Here is a 23,025-nt window from a genome sequence, read left to right on the forward strand (position 1 = left end):
ACCTCCTATATATGCAGAATGAATTCATCTTGTTTTTTGTAGAAGAATACCAACCCTACAATGACGCTGACAATGGCAAATCCTATCGATGCTGCCAGATATCTCATATTCATAGGCATACCAAAAACAGCCTGTCTGAAATTATGGATCAGCAAATACAATGGATTAAACTTTAGTATCCATCCAAAACCTGAGGTTAATATTTTTTCAGGATAATAAAAGATTGCTGATGCATACATAACGATCATTAGACCAACAGACCATAAATATTCAAGATCCCTGAAAAAAACAGCCATAGTTGATAGAATCATTCCGACACCGAACGCCGTTACTAACAATAAAAACAACGGAACAACTGCCTGCAGCATATATACAGTGGGATACACTTTTAATACAACGGCAACTGCCACCAGTACAATCAGTGAAATTGCAAAAATAATGTAATTAAATAACACACTGGATAGAGGATAGATATATTTCGGTACATAAACTTTTTTGATCATCCCTGCGTTCGTCCGTATGGCTTTCATAGCGCCGCTGGTAGCCGAAGAAAAAAAACTATACATTAAACGGCCTGTCAGTATATATACTGGGAATTGGGGATCTTTATTTCCAAATAAAGTTCCAAAAACAATGCTCAATACGATCATAGTGAGCAGGGGCTCAAGCAACGTCCACAGAATACCGAGATATGATCGGCGATACTTTAGCTTCACTCCTTTTTTAACTAGTTCGTAAAGCAAAAATCGGTATTTCTTAAAATTTTCAATATAGGTTTTCATTTTGTTTCTCCATAAGTATAATATTTCTAATCATATTGTTTATATTATACTATTCCTGTTTACAATGTTCAAGGAAACTTTCCAGATATAACTGGCTGGCTTGTCCTATTTTCACTGACATAAAAAACCTCTTTTCCTTTTATAATAAATTATACTCAATATATATAATAAATAAAATGAAAAGAGGTCTTAAATACTATTTTATGGGCAATTTACCTTACATTAATATTAATTCTGAAATTTTATCTTCAACAGCCTGATGATATTTTTCATAATCAAAATTTCGATCATCTGAATTTTCATGCTCTGCCGCTCGAACTAATTCGGCTGCCAAGGCTTCTTGTTTACTGTCGATCAGAGTCCCATTACATGTCTCCACAATGTCTCTCACTCCAGGGATATCAGAAGCAATAATTTTCTTATTGAGAATGGCTGCCTCTAGGACAGGCAGTCCAAATCCTTCATATCTTGAAAATATCACTAGGCAGTCACATTGTTTCAGCAGAACATAAGGATTATTTAAATATCCTGTCATAGTCACATCATTTTCTAGGCCTAAATTGGATATCTGTGATTCAATACTTTTTTGTTCGTCACCTTCACCTACAATATATAATGCAATATTCTTGTTTTCTTTCTTCGCCTCTGCGAATGCTTCGAGGATCGCACCATAATTTTTTTCTTCTGATAACTTTCCTAAACAGATAAAATTATATTTATCTTTATCTACTGTTTTATATCCGTTTAAGTGGATTTTATGGTCAGAATTTTTTTCTTCTACTACAGAATATTTATTCCCATCCAGCGTAATCTCATGTGTCCTGCTTTCCGCCATACTTAATATTTCTGACGCATCAGCTCCGTCAGGAATAAAATTTAATCTTTGTTGTGTGTCCTCATCTATGATATTCCTGTTTACTTCCATACATCCTGATGAAACAGCAAGAATTCTCTCAAATAACGGATAAAGTGAAAAAAGATTTAACAATCGTGTTCCCTTGATCTCATCCGTCTCCAAGATTCGTTCAGCCTCTTTTTTCATATCTGTATGCAGAAAGATGGACTTCATTTTTGCATCTGAAAAAGCAACCAGTGAACTCCAGAATAATTCAAAACCACTGAAATCTATTGCACATTCAAAAGTATCTCTGCCACAAATGCGCTTTAATTCTCTGCGGTAAAAACTAAAAAGTTCCTCTTTGCCTGAACCCTTTTCAAATCCGGTTTTGTCTATTTTCTGTACCTGGACAAACTCTTCTTCCTGATAACCTGAAGAACCATACCGAACGAAAACAACAACATTTGGATTGATTCTTTCAAATTGTTCCTGCTCTTCCTGCTCCCCTGTCTTATCGGCAACTAAATAAACTCTGTTCTTATCGTAGTCGATCATATTCAAGAAGCTGATCAAAGAATTCGTCAGACCTCCTGGTTTCATTTTCCCAGGATACAATAAAATGTTACTTTTATTTCTCACATCATTTTTTATAAATACAGAAGGACACTTTGATAAAATAACAGACTCCCCTATAATTTGGGCAAATTCTGAAGGCTTCTCATGAACGGCATCCCACTTTTTTATCTCATGTACTAAAATATTTCCTGTATAAGTATCCTTAAACTGTTCAATTGACATCACCTTTTCTTTTATAGTTTCATTGTCAAATACCAGATGAGAAGCCTGATATAAATTACGGATAAAGTTCATTTCTTTTATGCTGAAATACCTGCTCTTAAACATAAAATCATCAAACTTCTGCACTAATCTGATGTAATACTGACCATCTCTTCTGCTATAATAAAAGGGCATTTGCCTGTTATTAATAACATACTTAGCCTTAGCTAAGTACTCAAAATATTCTTTTGATTTCCGAATCACGAATTTGACATTTTTCTTTCGCTTAAATGCATTATACACATCTCCCGATAACGCTTCCAATGACCATACATGTGTAAATTTTTTGTATTTCTTATCTTGATACAATGTTCTGAACATGGAATATGGGCCTGCAGTTGTATTCTTTCCAAATCCAGACTCATAAAAAATCATATTCTCATCAATATCAAAATCATTTACAGACTTTGAATACATTGCACCATATGAAAACTGCTCTTTTCTTTTGACATTCTCTTGATATTTATTTCTGAGATCTTTTTCCAAAATCAGATTTTCATCCATCAAACTTCCTCCTCACTAGGCCTCGATCATTTTGTAAAAAGCTGTTAAGGCCTGGTAGTTGTAATTATCATAATCAAATACTTCTGGCACTTTCTTGTGTTCTGCAAAAGATATCATAGCGTTTGCCAAACCGTCCACACTATTTTCAACCAACTCACCATATTGAGGCTTTAAAAAGCTTCTTGGTCCGTCGATATCAGTAGAAATGCAGTACTTTCCGACTACCATTGCTTCCAAAACTGCCAAACCCTGCCCCTCATGATTAGAAGATAATACAAAACAATCCATGTGATTCAGCAAATAAAATGGATTTGCTACATGACCTGTCATAACAACGTTGTCTTCTAAATTTAGTCTTCTGATTTCATTCTGTATGTCAATTCTCAGAGGCCCATCCCCGATTAAATATAATTTGACATTAGAAAATCTGCTGTTCACCTTCTCAAAAGCCTGAATCAGTTTCTTCTGTCCTTTTTCCCATGACAGCCGTGCAATACAGACAAAATTAATATCCTCAGGTTTCGGCATCTCCACACCTTCAAATTCAAATCTGTTCTTTGTAATATTATAGTTCTCACTAAAATAGTTCTTTCCAGAATACGTGTATTCAAAACCTGTTTCAGCCATATTTTTAATATTGGCAGGATCTAATGTATTTTCCACAATAAATGTTTTGTCCTGTCCTGTCTTTGTTGTCTCTGCGAGACTTATTTTATTAGCGGCTTCCACACTTTCAGAAACCGAAACCAATTTGTCAAAGCAGTCATAGGCAGTAAATATAGTTTTGAGCCTCTGTTCCAACGGCTTTCTTCCATTTACTACTCTGTTCATTTCCTGCTTCATATCATTATGCTGGTAAATGATTTTATCAGGGAATCCTGCGTAAGCAAAAAAGCATACCCATGACATCGTATAGCCACTATAATCAATTCCATGTTGAAAATTCAAGTTTCCAAATAATCTTTTCTTCTCTCTCTCAAATACTTTTACCGGAATCTCCTCTGGTTTGCAGCCTTGTTTTCCTATTCCATCTGAAATTAATCTCAGATAAGGCATGTACTCTTCGGGTAAGAATCCATAATTCCCAATTTTATAGAAAACTTTCACCCTGGGATCTAATCTTTCGATATTATGGCGTTTTGCATCATCATACTTATCTAAGATCAGATAAATATCATACTTAGAATAATCAATATTTCTTGATAAATTTATGATCGAATTTGTGATCCCATTGTTAATGAAAGCACCTGCATAGGATAAGATCCTAGCCTTGGATTGATCCATTTCAGAGTACACTTTTTCCTTATCATACTTGTCATGAAATAAGAGATCCGCTAATCTTTCACACGCTCTCCCATCATCATTATAAGAATATTCTTTTAAATAGGCATTGTATGTATCGTTATATTTTTCTTTGATACTTTCACAATCTGCTAGAGCGTCGATCAGTTCCTTTGTGGATCTGCAGACCGGTCCCGGCAATTTATTCATATCTACATATAAGCCTCTATCGTTTTCATATGTCTCTAGATCATAAGCATAAAAAAGAATTGGTTTTCCAGTAACCATATAATCAAAAAAGACGCTGGAGTAGTCAGTAATCAGGACGTCTGTAATAGATAGAGCCTGATTTATCTCAACATCCTCCGGTATAGATAACTTTTTTAAATCCTCAGTTAAATAGCGATTCATCATATGATGCAGCTTAAGCAACAATACACAGTCATCTGGAAGTCCTGCCTTTAACTCTCCTACCCTTTTAAGGACATCCATGGACATATTTGATACATTTCCCAATTCACCTCTCCATGTTGGAGCATATAAAACAGCCCTCTTATCTTTTTCAATTCCCAGCCTGTCTTTTAATTGTTCTTTTTCTGTATTAAATATCCAGTCTTCCCTCGGATATCCTATGTCTGCGACCTTACCTGGAAATGCTCCATCGACATCACACGATTTCAGCAGGATATCTGCTGTATACTTATTCGGATTTATAAAGTAATCACAGTGTAGAAGGTTTCTCTGTAAATTTCTATGCTGTCCCAGTGATCCTTTTATATCCTTTCCCAAAGTCTTGATCGGAGTTCCATGCCATGTGTTCACATAAACCTGATCATCTTTTTTTATAAAATACTCAAGAAAGGTATTGTTGGATATCAAATACTTGGATCCGCATAAAGCTTTAATGTATTCCTCAGAATTATATTCTACAAACTTTATATTTTGTTCTTTTTCATATTTCTTTACTAACGGATGTTCAAGGTCTTTCACTGCCCAAATATGCTGAAATTCTGAATATCTTTTATCTTTAAGCACATACAAAAAAAACGCGTAAGGGCTGTCAGTCATGCCAGCCCCCTGAAATGATTCATAAAAAATCCTATTTTCAACTACTCTTTCATTCTCATAATATTTTACAAACCAGCTTCTGGTCTGGGTTTCATTGTTTGTCCGCATAAAGCTTTCAAATTCTGGGTATGTCTGCTCTTTTTTCAAGATTTTTTTCCAAAACATATTTTTCTTTTATGATATTTAGCCAAGCTAAATATCATTCTCTTCCTTTCCTATAATTTTAAATAATATCACATCTAGATGCTTTTATTATTTGTTCCAGCTTCAATATCATGTTCTTTTTCAATATAGACAATTCAAATTATATCATATCTTAGAGAAATTACAATGTTCCGCTCTTTGCCTCAAATACTTTAAAGCGCAAATCCCTTTTATGGAGTTCTCTGCCGTTTCGATAACACTTTCCATTCTGAAAAATATCAATGTTGCCTGAATAATAATTGGAAATACCCACGCTTTTCTTTAAATGGTCCAACTTTATAAATTCAATATAATATTTAGTTCTGGAACTATTTTTTATTGTGTGTTTGAATTCAATAATTATATTTTCATGTTCTGGTAATTCTTCCTTTTTCAAAACTTGATAATCCAAGACTTCTCTATTCTCATTCAACAGTCTTATCCCTAAAATGCTAGATGGATATACATCATAAGTAGCAAACCTCAGCATATTAAAGTTGGTCTTTGTTACAAATGATTGCGTTATCCGATCACCATACACTTTACCTACCTGAATAGGCCCGGTACTTTCCTGCTGATCCGCAGCAATGCTGTAGAAGCTTTTGGAGCTATTTATAACAATGACAGAACTGATTAAAGTAAGCAAACTGAATACAAAAAAACATCGAATTTTTAATCTTCTATTATCATTTTTAAGTTTTGGTGCTGTACTCAAAACAGTAAACCCTTTTGTCATTAACATCATATTGATTACCATAAAACATAACGAATACTTTGAATTAGCCTCCCATATACAATGAAAAATCATTGCCCCAAGTAAAATAAGGATAAAAAAGAAATATTCTTTAGCTAATGACTTCATCATTCGCAGACACAGTATACATATTAATAGCAGCATCAAAAAACGATATGCATAACAATAAAGTATTAACAATGTGCTCTGCCTGCCGATAATCCAATCATGTGCCTTTACATAATCAGATGACACTGACAGCCGGTTCGGATAATCATCATGACCAACTGCCCAGGTTGTTCTCAGCTTTCTTCCATACAGATCTAAAGTTCCCCAAACCCCAAGTTCCTTATAATTCTCTATTGTTCTGGTTATATTTGCTTGCTCTTTTTCTTTTTTAGTAGAAAAGGAATTCGTAAATTCCAGGTCATCCATATCAAACATTCCCTTGCCATGGGATCCCATCATAACCCAATGGGTAACTGGCAATTCTTTATCTTGATTTCTGCCAATATGCTTTGACTGAACATTTCCGTAGATCAATACTGTGAAACCAATTCCAACACAAAATAAAAAAATGATTTTCACCGCATTTGTAATCACCTTTTTATTTATCTTTTGCTTTTGCGTATTAAAAACAAAACAAAAAATCATAAAGGCTATAAAGGTTATAAAGTTTGTTGCCCTTATCTTATATCCAAAATATATCAGTATCCCCAGTGCGATAATACCTGAATACCAAAGATAAGACTTTTTATCTCTGTACTTATATATTTGTAAACATAAATAGACTGATACTACTGTTATAAATAATGAACAAGTATGAGTGTAATAAAACGGCACCCATAAATATATTTCCGGATTCAGAAAACATATCATCAAAAAAAATCTACCTATTTTATTTGATTCAATACTTTTTAATATCAAATATCCGAAATATATGGCCCCATCAATAAAAAACATATTCAACAGATTCCCGGCAATTATAAGCTTGCTTACAGGAACCCCCAACCAAACACAGATCTTATAGAAATATGATAGGATCAATAAATAGGCATTGTTGTTGGGATATCTCGCGAAATAATCCCAGTGATATGTCAATGATACTTTTTTATTAGTCAGTAGATGCACTGCCTGATCATGCAAAAAGAGCAGATCCTTCACTGGCTGTGTCTTCAACACAAGAACAACCGCTGCCTGTAGTAATATGACCAAACATAGAATGATATATATTGTCTTTCTTGATTCAAGTATGGTTTTGCTGCTCCATATACAATAAATTACACATCCGAGAAGACATAACAGAAATATAAATGTAAACACAGCTATTGTATGATCAACTTTAATATTTCTGTCTGTGATCAATCCTCCAATAAAAGTAATTAATAAATATGCTGCAAAAACAAACATTGCTCCTGTGATAAAATAATATAATCCTTTTCGTATTTGATTCATTTTCTGCCCCGCTGATTTCTATTTTGTATTCAAAAATTCTTCTACAATAAATTTAGGCCGTTCCTTTGTTTCCAGATACACTTTACCAATATACTCCCCAATGATTCCAATTGCCATTAACTGTATGCCGCTTAAAAGCCAAATTGACATGATCAAACTTGTCCAGCCGCTTACCGTGTTGTTGGATACGTATCTTACAAAACTATAAATTAATGCTGCAATACTGATTAAAAAGATTCCTACTCCTAGTGAAAAGATTAATCTAATTGGCTTTATGCTAAGGGATGTAATACCTTCAAAGGCAAATGACATCATTTTCTTTAAAGGATACTTACTTTCACCTGCAAACCTTTCAGCCCTCTCATATGTGACAATATCACTTTTATATCCAACCATCGGCACGATACCGCGTAAAAATAAGTTTACCTCTTTGAATTCCAGCAGTCCCTGTAATGCTCTTGAACTTAACAGGCGATAGTCCGCGTGATTAAATACTATATCGACCCCAAGGAATGACATCAACTTATAAAAGCCCTCCGCAGTAAACCGTTTAAAGAAGGTGTCTTTCTCTCTGCTGCTTCTTACCCCATATACTACATCACAGCCTTGTTTATACTTGCTTATAAATCCATCAATAGCATTTATATCATCCTGCAGGTCCGCATCCATTGAGATCACTGCATCGGCTAAATCAGCAACTGACGTTAGACCTGCCAAAAGAGCATTCTGGTGTCCCTTATTACAAGACAATTTAACCCCTGAAAACATAGGATCCTGATCATGTAACTGCGCTATCATCTCCCAAGTCTGATCTTTCGATCCATCATCCACAAATACTACTTTACTATTATCAGAAATCATCTGTTTAGAGATTAAATCTGTCATCTTTTGTTTTAATCTTAATGATGTTTCCGGTAGAACTTCTTGTTCATTATAACATGGGATTACAATATATAATTTCATAATACAAACCTCCTTTAGCACCGATCTCAAACTATATTTTGAATCCGCTGCCCATAATTATTGGAACAGCATAAAACATATATTCTTTCACGATTTCTCCCTTCATAGAATATATAATAAAAGAGGATTTTTAGTCAAATCCTCTTTTTCTCACTGATCGCCTTGTTTTTCTATAAAAAGAAACATCACTGAACTGATAAAAAGCATAACCAATAATGATCGGCTTAATATCAAATGCCGCTTGAAAATATGCTTCAAACGTAAAATATATCATATAAATAGTCAGTAAAAGCATTATCTCTAGCTTATTCTTTTTATATAGAATCCATGTTGCTACTAACACACTGCTATACAATAATATAAATACTACAATTCCATACTCTAAGAGAGTTCTTGCAATCCCTAGATCAGGTATTTTCCCTCCCAAACTTGTTCCAAAAGTGTGTATTCCAAACTCAGCATAAAATGCTTTTGCAATCATAACCCTTCCGGTAGTAATTTTGTTTAATTTATCAAGTAATCCTGAGGCGATAGGTACAATTCCAATACCAATCATAGAAAAAACAATACACAAAATATTAATCATCTGAGCCAAAAAAAATAACACTTTTCTATGAAATCCATTGTTTATTAGCTTAAGTAAGAAGAAAAACACAATGGAAATCAAAGTAACTATGAATCCTGTTTTAGATTTAGTCAATAAAAAACATTCATAATTAAATATAATTAAACAAACAAAAATCCACCATTTACACTTTTTAAAATATGAGGACAAAAAAAGTACAATGATTGTAAAAAATACAGAATGTCCTCTATTAGGATGCCACCAACCAAATTGAAATCGTGTTTCTACCCCACCTCTTCCATAATCCTGCACTCGAATAATACCAGGCAAATTATGTAAAAGTGTCCATGTCATAATAATGCTAACACTTACTATAACTACATAAAATAATAATTTAAATAACTCTTTTATGTCCACATTTTTTAATCCAAGCAATAAGATAGCATTCAACGGATAATCAATACTTCCGGACATCTTCCAACAGCAAAACATTAATAAGAGCAACCCGCCCCCAAAAACTGCTTCAAATAATTCATACCTGGTAAAAACTATCTTTACAATAAAACAAATTATTGCTATACCTAATAAGTATTTTGGAACATATTTCTGATCCAACTGCGAAACATGCATCCAATAATATATAAAATATAAAGAAACGCCAACGAAATATATCAGTTGAAGGATCTTACTCTTATTAAATGTGCTTATTCTATCTTGTTGCATATCTTTTCTATTTTGTATGATGTTTTTTAAAAGTTTAAACACATACCTTTCCTTTCTATAATTGGTGTTGTTTTTGTAAGCTATCAGAGGTTCCCATACCTATTAATAGTTCATAACAAAGAGGCAGATGAGAACAGTCCAACAAAGTAAAGGCAAAGAATAGATTACTAATGTCCGTAACGAGAAAAAACTCTGTTCCCCCTATGATTCAAGAGATATAGTGATTCTTTCTTTATTCAACAGTCGAAGAATAGATCCTTCAACCATTTTCTTCCATATACTATTCCTTTAAAAACTGTGTATTACACATATCATTCTCCAATACTCCAACAAGTATAAAAAACAAAGCGATACACCAATTTGCACCATCCAAGTCCTCAAAAATTAGTAACCCAAACACTCCTATAATACTACACAAAACAATAATAAAATACTTTTTTCTTCTCCATTTATTTAATACAGAAATTACTACCTGTATTAATCCCGATAATCCAAAAATAAAACCTAAAATACCTGCTTTATAAAATAATCCAATGTATGTTGAATGTGAGCCTAATGGATAGCCATAAAAAGATGATTTAATACCACTTCCATAAAATATTGAATCATTCAATGCTTTTTGAATACTCTCCCGATAAATTAGACTTCTCATAGTATTACTTCCAACTCTAGCATTTAAAATTTTATTTATCAGTTGATATATTATAGCATATTTTATTTCGAGGACTATAACTAGACATAATAAAAACAAAACAAAGAAAATTGCCAAATATTTAGAATTAATGGTATAAAGAATACTTACGATTGTATTAAACGCTACTAGCACTAGTCCCATTCTAGAATTTGTTAAAATCACTGGCAGCGCTGAAAGTATCACAAAAACAATGGTAAACCTTTTTGTATGTTTTTCCTTGAAATTAACATACGCAAAAGGAAATAATAGGAAGTAAAACATTACCACCAAATTAGAATACTCCATAAAACCATAAAATCTTATCGTTTGTGTTTCATTAATCCAATCTAAACCAAAGATAATACGCCCCATAAATTTAAGTGAGTCACTTCCAGTATATTTTAATAGTAACATTAAAAATGCTAAGGCAATCATAATATACATATTTACTGCAAGATATTTAATAATTCGATTAAAATCTAATTGCATAGATTTATACATACAATATAATAATATAGCTATAAACCATATTATGCATGTATTTAAAGCTGCAAATATCCTTGATGTCTCTTCTCCTGGAGTATTTATTAGAATAGAAAATAAATGGATCATAAAATATATAAAAATAAACCCAAAAGCAAGATTAATAGTAACCTTCCCTTTTGATTTTAAAAGAATAAAGAATATAAGAATCAACAATGCTCCCAGTTGAACAGCTTTTGGTATTAAAATCAGAACCCATAAATATTTAAATATATAATATTGACAATCCTTCATTTATTCCCCCATTTATTTCCGGAAAATGTTCAAAATCTTTTCCATTCTTTATCTCTGTATGTGACTTAATGTCTTTAATAAATACTCTATTTTCTATTATTACATTCTTTAAATCCTGTTTATTATAGATAGGTAAATTACTTAACATTGTAGATTCAATTTCCTTTACAAATTAATTTTAAAAATTATTTACGTGTATAACAAAAACTACTCTCCCAAAAACAAAAATCAATATTATATGAAAATTTTAATATATTCATTAATTAGGAAACAACAAGGATAGATTTTCTTACCTCTTATTATACTCAGAGCATCTTCTTCATCCAAAATAACACAAAAGCACTCTTTCCTTTCTCACGCGTTACTGAGAGAAAAATATGAACCCCAATGATTCTAGCTTTAAATCCAGTCCCCAAAGAATAGAGACTATTCTTTACTATATCCGTCAAAATAAATCGTAAGTTTTTGCATCTGTGGCCTCTTAATATTTATTTCCCTAGCTTCTATAGAACTTAAATTACTTGACTCTCTTTTTATCATCAATAGCAAACATAGTAAAAAGAATTCCAATTGCAAAAATTAATCCTCCTGCCGCCCCCAAAAGAATATTTTTCTTTACGTTAATTGTATTTCCTCTCACCGGCTTTTTTGTTTTCTCCACAACAATAGGCCTGTTTTTGTCAAGTATCTTTGTTATTACCTCATCAGTAGAAGTTAAAATTGCATCTGATATTTCTTTTGTTTTATTAATGTCAGCACTCTGTGTTTTAATTATGATGAAATGCGTCGACTCCACCCGCTCCACTGAGATATACTGTTTAATTTCTGAAAGTGGTATTTGAGCCTTTTGTGATGCCTTTTCCAGAATCAAATCAGATTGAATCAATTCTATATAATCCTGCACAAGTTCCGTTGCATTATCTCTAATCAAAACTTTATCAGACGTTTTAGGAATTGTAATATATAATTTCGTCTTGGCAGTATATACTACATTATTTTTTGTTTTTGAAACAACCGCTGTGGCTCCTGTTCCTATAAGAACAGCAAGTAAGATAACTACCCATTTTGACAATACATATTTCACCAATTCCTTCACATCAATCTCCATTTCCTTGTGACTCATCTTTTTTCCTTCCTTCATGCTTTTCAATTATTACAAAACTTGTTATTTATCTTTTTATAATATAGAGTTTCTCATAAACCCATAGATCTTTTGTTCATTATCAACAATTTGACTTCTACTATGACAATTATTTCTTTAGCTTATCTTCTAGAACTCCTGCATCCTGCCATCTATAACTTTTCCACTTTCTTGTATATGATTTCCCTGTTGCAAAACAGCTATCATTGAACAAAATAATACATTATAATCCTTTTTCGTTTCTACCATTATCTTGCACGCAACCTTATTAGATTTCTTTTACTTAACCCTGATGGCAATATAAGCATTTCCATTCTTCTTTGTCATATACTTTATGAACGTTCTACTTTGGATTCTCTATTTTATCACAGAAGTAACATTTCTACAACATACTTGAAAAATCCCCGGATTTTTCTTATAATTACTTCAAATTTCATTTCTATCCTCTATTTTTGTCTGTATTTTATAGCTTGATTTATGGGCTGGACAACCATATTGCATGAAATGATTATCTACACTTTTGATTACAACACTTCCTGCTCCGATAAGACAGTGAGCCCCTACCTTTGTATATTCTTTAATTACTGTTCCCGCTCCAACATGTGTTTCACACCCTACTTCTACGCCTCCACAGAGTTTAGCTCCTGTAGAAACATGGACGAACTCCCCTATTTTACAATCATGTTCTAGAATCGCACCAGTATTAATGATAGCACAATTATCGATTTCTACTTTCGAATTAATCACAGCCATTTTTCCTACATATATGCCTCTTCCTAGATTAGACCACTTGCTTACTGTGGCACTTTTATCAATAATATTAGGAATAAAAAATCCTATATCTTCAATCTTCTGAAATAACTTTTTTCTTACCGAGCAATCGCCAATGCTTCCTACAGTAATAAATGCATGATGGAAACCTTCTTGATACAAAAGTGGTAATTCCTCATCATTTCCGATTACATGAATACCTCCTGGCAAAAATAAACTATTATCATTATCCAGTACAACAATTTCAGAATAAATATCTTTTTCTAATATACTGTCAATAACAGATGCACAGTGACCCCCGCCTCCTAATAAAACGATTTTTTCTTTACACATACTTCCCCCTTCATCCCTCAAACATCTGCTATTTTACATATCTTTATATAAAGAATCGGGCAATATTTCATCAACGTCAAAGCGAATATGTGCCTTAGTGATAATATTCCAAAAGAATATCTAATTTTGAAGGAGTGAATTGTGGAATATAAATTTTCTCTAATATCAGCATATTCTTCTGGAATTTCATGAACCATTTCAAGCTTTTCTAAAGTTTTATATGCTGTTCTGATCAAATGGCATTCTGCAACACGTCTCAAATTTGGATAGTTAGTCTTAACTTGATCACACATTTTTTTTGCAACATTGTAATTGACTATATTTTTTTCAGTAAACTGAGAAACCATTGCTGATCCATCACGTCTGTCATAAACATAACAACATATATCTTCGTATACCACTTTATTACATACATTAATATTCTCAAATACAAACTGCCTATCTTCTCCAATAGCAATTTTTGTATCGAATAAATGATCTATTACCTGTTCCCTTTTGTATAGTTTATCAATACAAAGGAAATCAAATCTTTTTTCAGATAACATTTCAAAGATGGCTTCTTGTCTATTCCAGACAAATCTTCTTTTTGTATTATAGCGCTCTACTTTCATTCCACTTCTTCGGTGAATTGAATAACCAACACATGATATTTCTGCATTTTCCTTTTTAATATTTCTTAATAGAATTTCATACATATTATTAATCACATAGTCATCTCCATCCAAAAATGCAATATAAGTACCTTTCGCTGCATGAATTCCAGCGTTTCTCGCAGCGGATACACCGGAGTTTTTCTGATGTATAACAGAGATATTTTTATTATTTTGGGCTAATTGATCACAGAGCTGGCCTGAATAATCAGTTGAGCCGTCATCTACAAGAATAATTTCAATACAATCACCTATTGATTGGGCTAATATTGAATTTACTGCTCTCTCTAAATATAATTCCACATTAAAAACTGGAATAATCACTGAAATTTCCATACGCTTTCCTGGCACACTATATAAAGACAATCTTATAAATTGAATTCCTGCTTTTGTAATATTCGTTGTCCATGTTTATACAGCCGTAATCCTTTCCCTTCCCTGACTTTTACTATTATTATCTCTGTTTTTCCCTCATCATTATTTGAGGCAAATGCAATTGTATCAATTGTATTAAAATGTAAAGTCTTATCGTCAAACACATAAGTCCATTTACCTTTTTGAAGACCATAATCCCAATTATCCCAAAAATATTGACCTGTTATAGTCTTTATCGCCAAAAACGGCTGTGTTCCAAAAATGCTATTGCGAGCCATGACTACTAATTCACATGCATCATTATCTTGGTCTTTGGCCAGTTTAACATTAAATTCTGGAGCTGCTGCCTCTAACCCCTCAGTCTTTTTCATGGCTTCAATTGCATCAACAAAATGATATTTAACGTCAGGATATTTATCTGCCGTGCTTTTTATCATATACATCGCATTCTCGACTTCCTTATGCATGTCTCTAAAGTCATGATTGGCGAATGACAAAATAGCTGTTTCTCCTCTATCAGCTTGTTCAAATGCCTCTTTGACATCCTGTGTCTCTAGTTTAGCCACACGGGAATCTAAACTAATGCATCTTGTAATCCATCGATGACAATATCCCTCTTCCTGATAGTCATCATGTGATGGATGATAAGGCCTCCATTTCATAGAAGCATGTCGCCAGTCACCATATCTACCGTCTCTTAAGTCCGGCTGACGTGATGAATTCTCTCTCTCATATGAGTCATTGGAATAATCAAATGGAATCCACTGTTCCAAAAACCAATGTGCATCAGGTCTTTCTGCTTCCATACCAGCTCGATAAGATGCCGGAAATGCTTGTTTATCAATTAATCGACGACACATTATCTCAAATAAATTGTTTGAATTAATATAAGATGTACCACAATAATTATAATGGCCATTAAAGGGTAGTGGATGATAGTGGAACTGAAGTAAATCCTTTTTTTCACAATGATTTTCTTTTATTTTTGTTAAATAATGCTCATAAATATTACCAAAACCTGCGTCTCTCCTCCTTGGATTATTTCCTGTAAATCCAACATGATCTAAACAAAACCAGTTGAAAACCCATCCATTGTTTTCAGAATCCACCACTTTATTCCTAAAAGACTCAGACATTAAATCATCCAATACCTTATCAACTTCGGTCCATGATCCTAAAGTAGAAATACGATTATCTGCAAAAGCATCTGCTACTAAATCTTCCTTTCCATTAAGGTCAATCTCCCTGTTTTGGATCTTGTTTAAATTCTTACGTGTTGGTTCTAAATCAACTCCGAAAATCTCCTTTAGTCTGGAAAAGGTAGCCTCTAATGATTCATATAATGGACCTTCCGTATCTACACAGTGCACAATATATACATCCTTTGACATTTTAATCCCTCTCTTTCTTCTTAAGATTCCAAAATTCAGACAGCAAACCGGCCATCGAATCAAATTCGTTTTTCAAATAATTCTTACTATAAGTACTAGGTGGACAATCTAATAACAGACTTAACTTGTCTTTAAAATCGTCATCCGCATCTGGACAGAACACATAGGGCAATTGTTCTACCCATTTATAACATCCTCTGACCTTCCCACTTACATTGTCAAATGCTAGTACTGGAGTGCCAGAAATAATTGCAAATAACATTCCATGCAGGCGGTCCGTTATCACACATCGTGCTGATTGAAATTGGTGAATAGTACAAAGAAATGATTTGTTTCTCTTCGCTAAAGGTACAAATCCGCTTATAACAGTTGATATTTCTTTTATATTCATATTTTTAGATTTATAATAATTTTTAATGTACTCAGCAATATCAGTATCTATAATCTTTTCTTTATCATTTCTAAAACATAACAGTATTTTTTTAGTATCTATATCGTTTTTTTCATACTTCATCCAAAATACCATGTCAGGAAACAAGTGTATATCTTCTTTCCTATCCAATCCAGTATAAACCATATGATAAGATTTTTTTTCACGCAAACAAATTTTTAAATGTTTATGATGATTAGCAATATTTTCAAACCTAGCTTTCTCTTTTTGATCCTTGAAAAAGATACTTTGTGGAAATATTACAATTTTGTTTTCAGGAAAAGAATTTAGAATATCCAGAACAAACTCCTCTTCATCCATCCATAAATCTCCTAGAAAACCACCACCTGTTATGCAAATGAAATCCGTTGGCTTTATAAATTGAAGAATCTTAGTCCTAAAATACAGCCAGTACTCACGTGGAATTTCTTTTACATATAACTCAGGAAAATAATAATTGAGAAAATCTATTTGTGCGATTGAGATGGCCTGGTCTCCCATATTTCCATGAAGCGGTGAACCAAACAAATAAAGAGTTTTTTCTCTATTTAATTTTGGAATTTGTTTCAAGTCATTCCAGGCAGCTTTCTTTCTAAAGTAGCTGACTAGCTTCCTCAAACTCGTCTTAACAATTTTTAAATTCATTTCATTTTATTCCTTTAGTCTGTTAATTATCCTATGAGTAAAGCTCTTTAACTTCACAGTTCGGTTTCGTTTATTGATTTGTTTTTGTTTCTCTAAATCATATAACTCATTATTATCTGATAGCTTTTGACTAATAAATTCGGAGAATAATGGTCTCATCCATGTCTCTTGATTAGAATCAATTTTGTCACGTACTTTCAAATATGTTGGTGTATGTAATTCAGGTATATCCCCTAAGGTTAAAAAAACATGTCCATTGTAACAGTGCGGATACTCACAGTTGTTTCCAACAGCGCAGACTGGAATTCTTTGATCGGGATTTCGATATATATTTCCAAGATAATTTCCATAGACACATTGTTTTAATTCACCGCTTTTCAAATTTAAGTAAAGACTCCAGTCACCCGCATAACAAAATTCTTTTCTCTTTTTATAGAAAATCGTCTTCTTAAAATCAAGTAATTCGGAATCAAAAGCACTCCATATTTCAACAAACTCGTCAAATTCATATTTTGATAAGTGCCGTATTTCTTTTGTTGTATCATCTCTTGCTATCGTTATGTGACATAATGTTCCCAGCTTTTCAATACATACTTTTTTAACTTCTTCAATATAAGGAATTAATTCATCATTGGGAGTAATCTCAACTGTAAAAGAACAACCATTTTCGCGCATTAATTTAATATTAGAAAAAAATACATCAAGCATATTTAGTCTCAATAATTCCAAATAATGAAATGAAAATTTAAAAGCTAGACGATTTTTATACTCCTGCGGCCATTCTGACACCTGTTTAAACCTTTTACTTATAGTACCATTTGTAACCAACATAATATAATGTCCTTCAGCAACCAATTCTTTGGCTACATTCAATACTTCCTCGGAAAGTAAAGTCTCTCCCCCGGCACAAAAGTTTAATAAACATTTCCCGCCTAGTCTCTCCACACTTAAAGCCTGTCTAATTTCTTCTGGTTTTTTATCAAATTTCACAACATTATTATTAAACTTATTTTGCTGAGCAATATAGCAATAATGACATTTTAAATTACATGTTTCTGTGGGAATATAACAATCTATGTATTTGGTTAATCTATCCATATAATCTCCTATCTAAATTTATCTATGATCAGCTTTGAAAATAATCTTCCATATTTCCATATAAATATCCCTGCTAAAACACAAACAATTAAATATCTAATCAAAACCTCCTCATAAAACATACTAATCAAACATCCTGCAAAGAATAGAACTAAACAGACTATACTATTATAAAAATAATTTAAATCTTTTCTCTTACATATAAATCTACAAATTACTGAGTGAAAAAGCATTAACACATAATAACCAACAAACGTAGTGAATGCGGCTACGTAATAACCGAACTTTTCTAAAAATATAAGATTTAGTACAAAATTAAGTAATGCCGCCAGCGCAGAGCCGGCTGCTATATATCTAGTTTTCTTGTTTATAGTTTCGACAGCACAATAATTAGTATAGATATACTGGCAAAAGGTACCGACAACTATAGGTACTATCATCTTTTGAGTATTCCAGTATTGCTTTGCGGACAGTAATTTAATTACTTCAGGCATCACAAGGATATATAATAAAACAACAAAAATCAACATATTTAAAATGCTTTTTAATCTGATGCGAATTTCCTCATGAAATCCTCCAGCATATTTGTCATATAACCAAGGCTTAATTGCCAAAGATACTGCATTTGTAAAGAAGGCAAGCATAGTACCCACTGTATATCCAAAACTATATAATCCAGTTTCGCTTTCCGTATAGTACTTTGCAATCATTACTCTATCAATCTGTCCTAACAGAATCATTGCTAGCCCATGGAATATCATTGGTAATGCTATAGGCAAGGCATACTTCATATGCTCAATTATTCTGTTCCATTGCAGATACTTTAAGTACTTAATACAGATAAAAGTCCCAATTATAGCTGTTACTATTACAACTCCATTAATCCGACCATAATATTTGCTTTTACTCATTACTAAAATTAAAATAATAGATAATCCCGTAGATAAGACTGCCCTTAAAGCAGCCATTATCGTATAGGATTTATACTCATATTGAATGGACATTTTATTACTTGCTATATCCAGTACTGTATAAAAGATCAAATTAACAAATAATATTGTAACTACTCTACTAGGCAACTCTGTAATTCTAGTCCACATACTATTTCCAAACACCAAGGAGGAGATTAGCAACAAAATCGGAATTAAAATACTAATAAGTAAGATGCTAGCAATAAACTGCTTAAACTGTTCTTTATAATCAATCTTAGCAAGGGCAATACTATAGGAAAGTCCTAGTGATGTGATGCATACGAAAATGTTTTGCCAAGAATTAAATAAAGAGTAAATACCATAATCACCAGTAGATAATATTCGAGTAAAAATGGGTGAAGTAAGAACTGCTAAACCACTGACAAACAAATTACATATTGTATATACCATAGTCGCAGATATTAAATTATTTTTTTTATGCTCCTTCATGTTTAAGCTTCTCTCGATTCAAATATAGATTATATCCTTTTTCATAAAAGTCTATCAGTTGGTTGAGTTGACTATTATATTCATCATCAACCTGTAAATTATTTCTTAATATTTCTTTTCCATGCATCATCAAATAATTGATTTTTAATGGAATACCATATTTTTGTGCTGTATGGATATAAGCAGCACATGAATGTATGTTATCTAATGGCTCATCAAACTTTCGAATCGCCTCAGATAGGTCCCTAAAAGAATTAACTTTTTCAATTCCATCAATAACTTGACAGGCCATCTCTCCAAAAATAACACTTCTCTTACCTAATAAAGCTGCTTCATATGCGCCGGTCCCCGTAACCGTGAATACACCTTTTGCATTTGTGATCCAAGGTTTAGGATCTTGATAATAATTAAAACGGACAAGACGGACATTTGGAATTTTTTTAACCTTCTTGTAAAATTCAAAAGAACGTTCTCCAAGCATTGTCTGATGTTCCTTAACATATATTCTCCAACCTGCTGGTATTGATTTTGAAAGCATTTCAATATTATTCAGTTCATTTACGTATAAAGGTGCTTGTACAAAAGTTGTAGATTCTGGTATTAAATGCAAGGGCACATAAACATAAGGCTCACCTGGAACAGGATCTTCAAAATATTTGTTTTTTCCGAATAGATATTTTCTTTTCAGTTCCACTTTTGTATAGTAGGATAATTGTTTTTTCATTTCCCCAAAAAATACAGGATTTGCTCGGCAAAGCTTTCCATTATGAGACTTTATATCTTTTTGATACTCATAATGCGCAGCACTTAAAAACCATCTAAAAATTTTTCTCCAGCTATCTGCTGTATATTGAGCATTTGGCGTGTCCATTAAGCGTTCCGCCATTATATTTACCCGCTTTTGGAAATCCTTGATATAATTATACTCTTGTGCCAGATCACTTTCTGTAAGATTCATAGATCTCTTATAATCTTCCAAGAAATATTCATCAAGTTCTGCTGTATTGCTAAAAGAATAATGATAGTTATCCTCTATTTTTGATTCTTCAACATTAATGTGTGGTATATTCTTTTTATAGCATACTTCACTGAGGATTGTTCTCTGTATCATCTCGTTATTTAGATCCAAAACCATATCTGGCTGAAAATCATTTATTACATTAATAATCTGTTTGTAATTTAGCTCAACCCAATAGAACCTCTGATCATGTGTAGCATGCCCATAGATTGATCTAAAGTGAAAGCTTCTGGATAACTCCTGAGCTGACATACACTGTAAATTAATATTTTTATAATGTGTATATTCTTTTTCTAACATCGATATATAATCATAATCCACTGGGGGAGTTTTTGCATTCTTTACAAATTCTAAAGAGATGCCTCTCACATCATACTGTTTTACATCAGGAAGATTTTTCTTTGCATAATAATAGGTACTAGAATAACCCAGTTCAAATTCATTAAACGTACATTCTGATGGGCATATAAAAAACAATCCTACATCATTATTTTCTTTTAGTTTTTCAGCTAATAAAATCATAGGCCATGAATATGTTTCCTTAGCTATCAATAGTATCTTCTTATTTTTCATCTTTCTCTGCTACCAATTCCTTTTCTATTAAATATTGTGCAAATTGGAAATCCTCTGCTGTATCAATGTCTACCGATTTATTATTACTAAGTTTGTATCCTACTGTATTGGCATCATAATATGTCCGTTTTTCCTTCAATAGAAAATAATCGAGTATGTATATAGCTCCACATGGAATGACATACCGATCTGACTTCTGTCTGTTTTCATTCAATTTACCTGTTCCAAAATTACATGGTACAACCCTTTTATTATCAAATTCAGATAAAAACCATCCTGGAGGAATAGGTGCATCTTTTACTGCAATTAAAGTTCTGGCTTTCTCTGTCTGGTATAAATTATAGGCATCATCTATATCTTTTTCATCTCTAAAAGGTGTAGTAGGTAACAGAACCATAAACTTTTCAATAGATATATTTTTTGTTTTGCTAATCCACTCAATTGCATGGAGATAGACATCTATTGCCGACGATGTATCAGTAGCCAGTTCTGATGGACGCAAAAATGGAACATCTGCTCCATATTCTAAAGCTATTGAAGCGATTTCTTTACTATCTGTTGTAACAATAACTTCATCTATGCATTTCGCCTTTTTTGCAGCTTCAATGGTATATGCAATTAATGGCTTGCCATTTAGATTTCTTATATTTTTACCTGGTAATCCTTTGGATCCCCCTCTGGCAGGTATCAGTGCTATCATAACAAATCTTCTCTTTCTATTATTTTATCATACTCAACATTACGCGCTAATTTTCTTCCAACAATATCAAATAGTTTTTCAGGTGGCATACCTGTCCCTGGCCTTTTTAACGTCAAATCACTTTCATTTAAAACCATTCCCGCAGATAGTTCCCGCGCAGCTACAATACTTCTTCTAAAAGCTAAGCGTTTTTCGATTTCATCCTTATTCACAATTCTCTTTGTGCTTCCCAACGCCAGTTGTACATGATGACACGCTTCTGTAAGCTGTTTCATTTCTTTAGGATCAGCAGAGATTTTATGATCCCACCCAAACATGTCCTTATCCAAGGTAAAATGTTTTTCAATTATGCTTGCTCCAAGAGCCGTAGCAGCTGTTGGTATTTCGATTCCAAGTGAATGATCTGAAAAACCTATTGGATAGTCTGGAAACATGGTTCTGAGAGTCAAGATATTGTTTAAATTTATATCCTCAAATTTTGGTGGATAGACAGAGATACAATGCAGCAGAAAAATTTTATTATTACCCTCGTTTTCTATTGATTCCACTGCACGTGCTACCTCACTCATAGAGCTTAATCCGGTTGCAAGTATAATCGGGATATTTTTTCTGGCTATATATCTTAGAAAAGGATAATTATCCAAATCCATAGATGCCACCTTGATGAAAGGAACTTTGCACGTATCTGCCAAGAAATCAACTTCCTTTTTGCTAAAAGGGGAAGAAGAGAAATCTATCCCAATTTCTTGGCAAAGTTCTGACATTTCATACAATTGTTTTTCGCTTATACTAAATTCGTCAACAATTTCTTGCAACGTATAATCATCTCGATTCCGATAATCATCTTGTAAGAAGTAATTATCCTCATACACCTTTTTTGAAAATATCGTATCCTTAGTCCATGACTGAAATTTAACACAATCACAGCCGCATGCTTTTGCCTGTAAAATTAATTTTTTTGCTAATCCCATATCTCCATTATGATTTGATCCTAATTCTGCAATCACATATGGTTTTGCATAGTCCTGAATAACTGTCCCATTATCTAATTCTAATTTTGCCATAATTCAACTCCTATCTAAATCTTTCTTTTCATA

At 32.7% G+C, this 23,025-nt stretch carries 18 protein-coding genes; all 18 read right to left on the minus strand.

Features of this window, described 5'->3' with window-relative positions; translation table 11 throughout:
* Positions 1-5 precede the first annotated feature (5 nt).
* Positions 6-782 carry an ABC transporter permease gene (locus AR1Y2_RS14270; protein WP_137329577.1) on the minus strand — a complete coding sequence of 259 codons (777 nt, stop codon included), beginning with the start codon at positions 780-782 and terminating at the stop codon, positions 6-8.
* Positions 783-999: 217 nt separating this feature from the next.
* Positions 1,000-2,961 (minus strand): glycosyltransferase, encoded by a 1,962-nt coding sequence (locus tag AR1Y2_RS14275; protein WP_137329578.1) that lies wholly within the window; start codon positions 2,959-2,961, stop codon positions 1,000-1,002.
* A gap of 15 nt (positions 2,962-2,976) precedes the next feature.
* Positions 2,977-5,457, minus strand: coding sequence for a glycosyltransferase (locus AR1Y2_RS14280; protein ID WP_175403669.1), 2,481 nt, complete (start codon positions 5,455-5,457; stop codon positions 2,977-2,979).
* Positions 5,458-5,635: 178 nt separating this feature from the next.
* The gene (locus tag AR1Y2_RS14285; protein ID WP_137329580.1) at positions 5,636-7,681 is read right to left on the minus strand and encodes a glycosyltransferase family protein; all 2,046 of its coding nucleotides are present in this window, start codon (positions 7,679-7,681) and stop codon (positions 5,636-5,638) included.
* A gap of 18 nt (positions 7,682-7,699) precedes the next feature.
* The gene (locus AR1Y2_RS14290; RefSeq protein ID WP_137329581.1) at positions 7,700-8,644 is read right to left on the minus strand and encodes a glycosyltransferase family 2 protein; all 945 of its coding nucleotides are present in this window, start codon (positions 8,642-8,644) and stop codon (positions 7,700-7,702) included.
* A gap of 130 nt (positions 8,645-8,774) precedes the next feature.
* Positions 8,775-9,974: a hypothetical protein gene (locus tag AR1Y2_RS14295; RefSeq protein ID WP_137329582.1), complete on the minus strand. Its 1,200-nt coding sequence runs from the start codon at positions 9,972-9,974 to the stop codon at positions 8,775-8,777.
* Positions 9,975-10,212: 238 nt separating this feature from the next.
* Positions 10,213-11,382 carry an O-antigen ligase family protein gene (locus AR1Y2_RS14300; RefSeq protein WP_137329583.1) on the minus strand — a complete coding sequence of 390 codons (1,170 nt, stop codon included), beginning with the start codon at positions 11,380-11,382 and terminating at the stop codon, positions 10,213-10,215.
* Positions 11,354-11,530 (minus strand): hypothetical protein, encoded by a 177-nt coding sequence (locus tag AR1Y2_RS17885; protein WP_175403670.1) that lies wholly within the window; start codon positions 11,528-11,530, stop codon positions 11,354-11,356. Before AR1Y2_RS17885 ends, AR1Y2_RS14300 begins: the two co-directional genes overlap by 29 nt.
* Before the next feature lie 369 nt (positions 11,531-11,899).
* Positions 11,900-12,505, minus strand: coding sequence for a YveK family protein (locus tag AR1Y2_RS14305; RefSeq protein ID WP_175403671.1), 606 nt, complete (start codon positions 12,503-12,505; stop codon positions 11,900-11,902).
* Between the two features lie 444 nt (positions 12,506-12,949).
* Positions 12,950-13,627 carry an acetyltransferase gene (locus AR1Y2_RS14310; RefSeq protein ID WP_137329585.1) on the minus strand — a complete coding sequence of 226 codons (678 nt, stop codon included), beginning with the start codon at positions 13,625-13,627 and terminating at the stop codon, positions 12,950-12,952.
* 17 nt (positions 13,628-13,644) lie between these two features.
* A complete protein-coding gene (locus AR1Y2_RS14315) occupies positions 13,645-14,613 on the minus strand; it encodes a glycosyltransferase family 2 protein (protein WP_137329586.1) in 969 nt (322 codons plus the stop codon).
* 32 nt (positions 14,614-14,645) lie between these two features.
* Positions 14,646-16,043: a hypothetical protein gene (locus AR1Y2_RS14320; protein WP_137329587.1), complete on the minus strand. Its 1,398-nt coding sequence runs from the start codon at positions 16,041-16,043 to the stop codon at positions 14,646-14,648.
* A 1-nt stretch (position 16,044) separates the two neighbouring features.
* Complete coding sequence (locus tag AR1Y2_RS14325) at positions 16,045-17,118, minus strand: polysaccharide pyruvyl transferase family protein (protein WP_137329588.1); 1,074 nt, start codon at positions 17,116-17,118, stop codon at positions 16,045-16,047.
* Positions 17,119-17,124: 6 nt separating this feature from the next.
* Positions 17,125-18,216, minus strand: a complete 1,092-nt coding sequence (locus AR1Y2_RS14330; RefSeq protein ID WP_137329589.1) for a radical SAM protein — start codon at positions 18,214-18,216, stop codon at positions 17,125-17,127.
* Positions 18,217-18,224: 8 nt separating this feature from the next.
* Positions 18,225-19,637 (minus strand): lipopolysaccharide biosynthesis protein, encoded by a 1,413-nt coding sequence (locus tag AR1Y2_RS14335; protein ID WP_137329590.1) that lies wholly within the window; start codon positions 19,635-19,637, stop codon positions 18,225-18,227.
* On the minus strand, positions 19,624-21,228 hold the full coding sequence (locus AR1Y2_RS14340) for a hypothetical protein (RefSeq protein WP_137329591.1): 1,605 nt from the start codon (positions 21,226-21,228) through the stop codon (positions 19,624-19,626). The genes AR1Y2_RS14335 and AR1Y2_RS14340 overlap by 14 nt, the downstream gene beginning before the upstream one ends.
* Complete coding sequence (locus AR1Y2_RS14345) at positions 21,218-21,928, minus strand: acylneuraminate cytidylyltransferase family protein (protein WP_137329592.1); 711 nt, start codon at positions 21,926-21,928, stop codon at positions 21,218-21,220. Before AR1Y2_RS14345 ends, AR1Y2_RS14340 begins: the two co-directional genes overlap by 11 nt.
* Positions 21,925-22,992, minus strand: coding sequence for an N-acetylneuraminate synthase family protein (locus AR1Y2_RS14350; RefSeq protein ID WP_137329593.1), 1,068 nt, complete (start codon positions 22,990-22,992; stop codon positions 21,925-21,927). Before AR1Y2_RS14350 ends, AR1Y2_RS14345 begins: the two co-directional genes overlap by 4 nt.
* Positions 22,993-23,025: the final 33 nt, after the last annotated feature.

This window comes from Anaerostipes rhamnosivorans (assembly GCF_005280655.1).
Taxonomy (GTDB): domain Bacteria; phylum Bacillota; class Clostridia; order Lachnospirales; family Lachnospiraceae; genus Anaerostipes; species Anaerostipes rhamnosivorans.

Bases quoted from the DNA above. Each gene is read 5' to 3' on its own strand.
- AR1Y2_RS14270 (WP_137329577.1), bottom strand. From the start codon at position 782: ATGAAAACCTATATTGAAAATTTTAAGAAATACCGATTTTTGCTTTAC.
- AR1Y2_RS14275 (WP_137329578.1), bottom strand. From the start codon at position 2,961: ATGGATGAAAATCTGATTTTGGAAAAAGATCTCAGAAATAAATATCAA.
- AR1Y2_RS14285 (WP_137329580.1), bottom strand. From the start codon at position 7,681: ATGAATCAAATACGAAAAGGATTATATTATTTTATCACAGGAGCAATG.
- AR1Y2_RS14290 (WP_137329581.1), bottom strand. From the start codon at position 8,644: ATGAAATTATATATTGTAATCCCATGTTATAATGAACAAGAAGTTCTA.
- AR1Y2_RS14300 (WP_137329583.1), bottom strand. From the start codon at position 11,382: ATGAAGGATTGTCAATATTATATATTTAAATATTTATGGGTTCTGATT.
- AR1Y2_RS17885 (WP_175403670.1), bottom strand. From the start codon at position 11,530: ATGTTAAGTAATTTACCTATCTATAATAAACAGGATTTAAAGAATGTA.
- AR1Y2_RS14305 (WP_175403671.1), bottom strand. From the start codon at position 12,505: ATGAGTCACAAGGAAATGGAGATTGATGTGAAGGAATTGGTGAAATAT.
- AR1Y2_RS14310 (WP_137329585.1), bottom strand. From the start codon at position 13,627: ATGTGTAAAGAAAAAATCGTTTTATTAGGAGGCGGGGGTCACTGTGCA.
- AR1Y2_RS14315 (WP_137329586.1), bottom strand. From the start codon at position 14,613: ATGGAAATTTCAGTGATTATTCCAGTTTTTAATGTGGAATTATATTTA.
- AR1Y2_RS14320 (WP_137329587.1), bottom strand. From the start codon at position 16,043: ATGTCAAAGGATGTATATATTGTGCACTGTGTAGATACGGAAGGTCCA.
- AR1Y2_RS14325 (WP_137329588.1), bottom strand. From the start codon at position 17,118: ATGAATTTAAAAATTGTTAAGACGAGTTTGAGGAAGCTAGTCAGCTAC.
- AR1Y2_RS14330 (WP_137329589.1), bottom strand. From the start codon at position 18,216: ATGGATAGATTAACCAAATACATAGATTGTTATATTCCCACAGAAACA.
- AR1Y2_RS14335 (WP_137329590.1), bottom strand. From the start codon at position 19,637: ATGAAGGAGCATAAAAAAAATAATTTAATATCTGCGACTATGGTATAT.
- AR1Y2_RS14340 (WP_137329591.1), bottom strand. From the start codon at position 21,228: ATGAAAAATAAGAAGATACTATTGATAGCTAAGGAAACATATTCATGG.
- AR1Y2_RS14345 (WP_137329592.1), bottom strand. From the start codon at position 21,928: ATGATAGCACTGATACCTGCCAGAGGGGGATCCAAAGGATTACCAGGT.
- AR1Y2_RS14350 (WP_137329593.1), bottom strand. From the start codon at position 22,992: ATGGCAAAATTAGAATTAGATAATGGGACAGTTATTCAGGACTATGCA.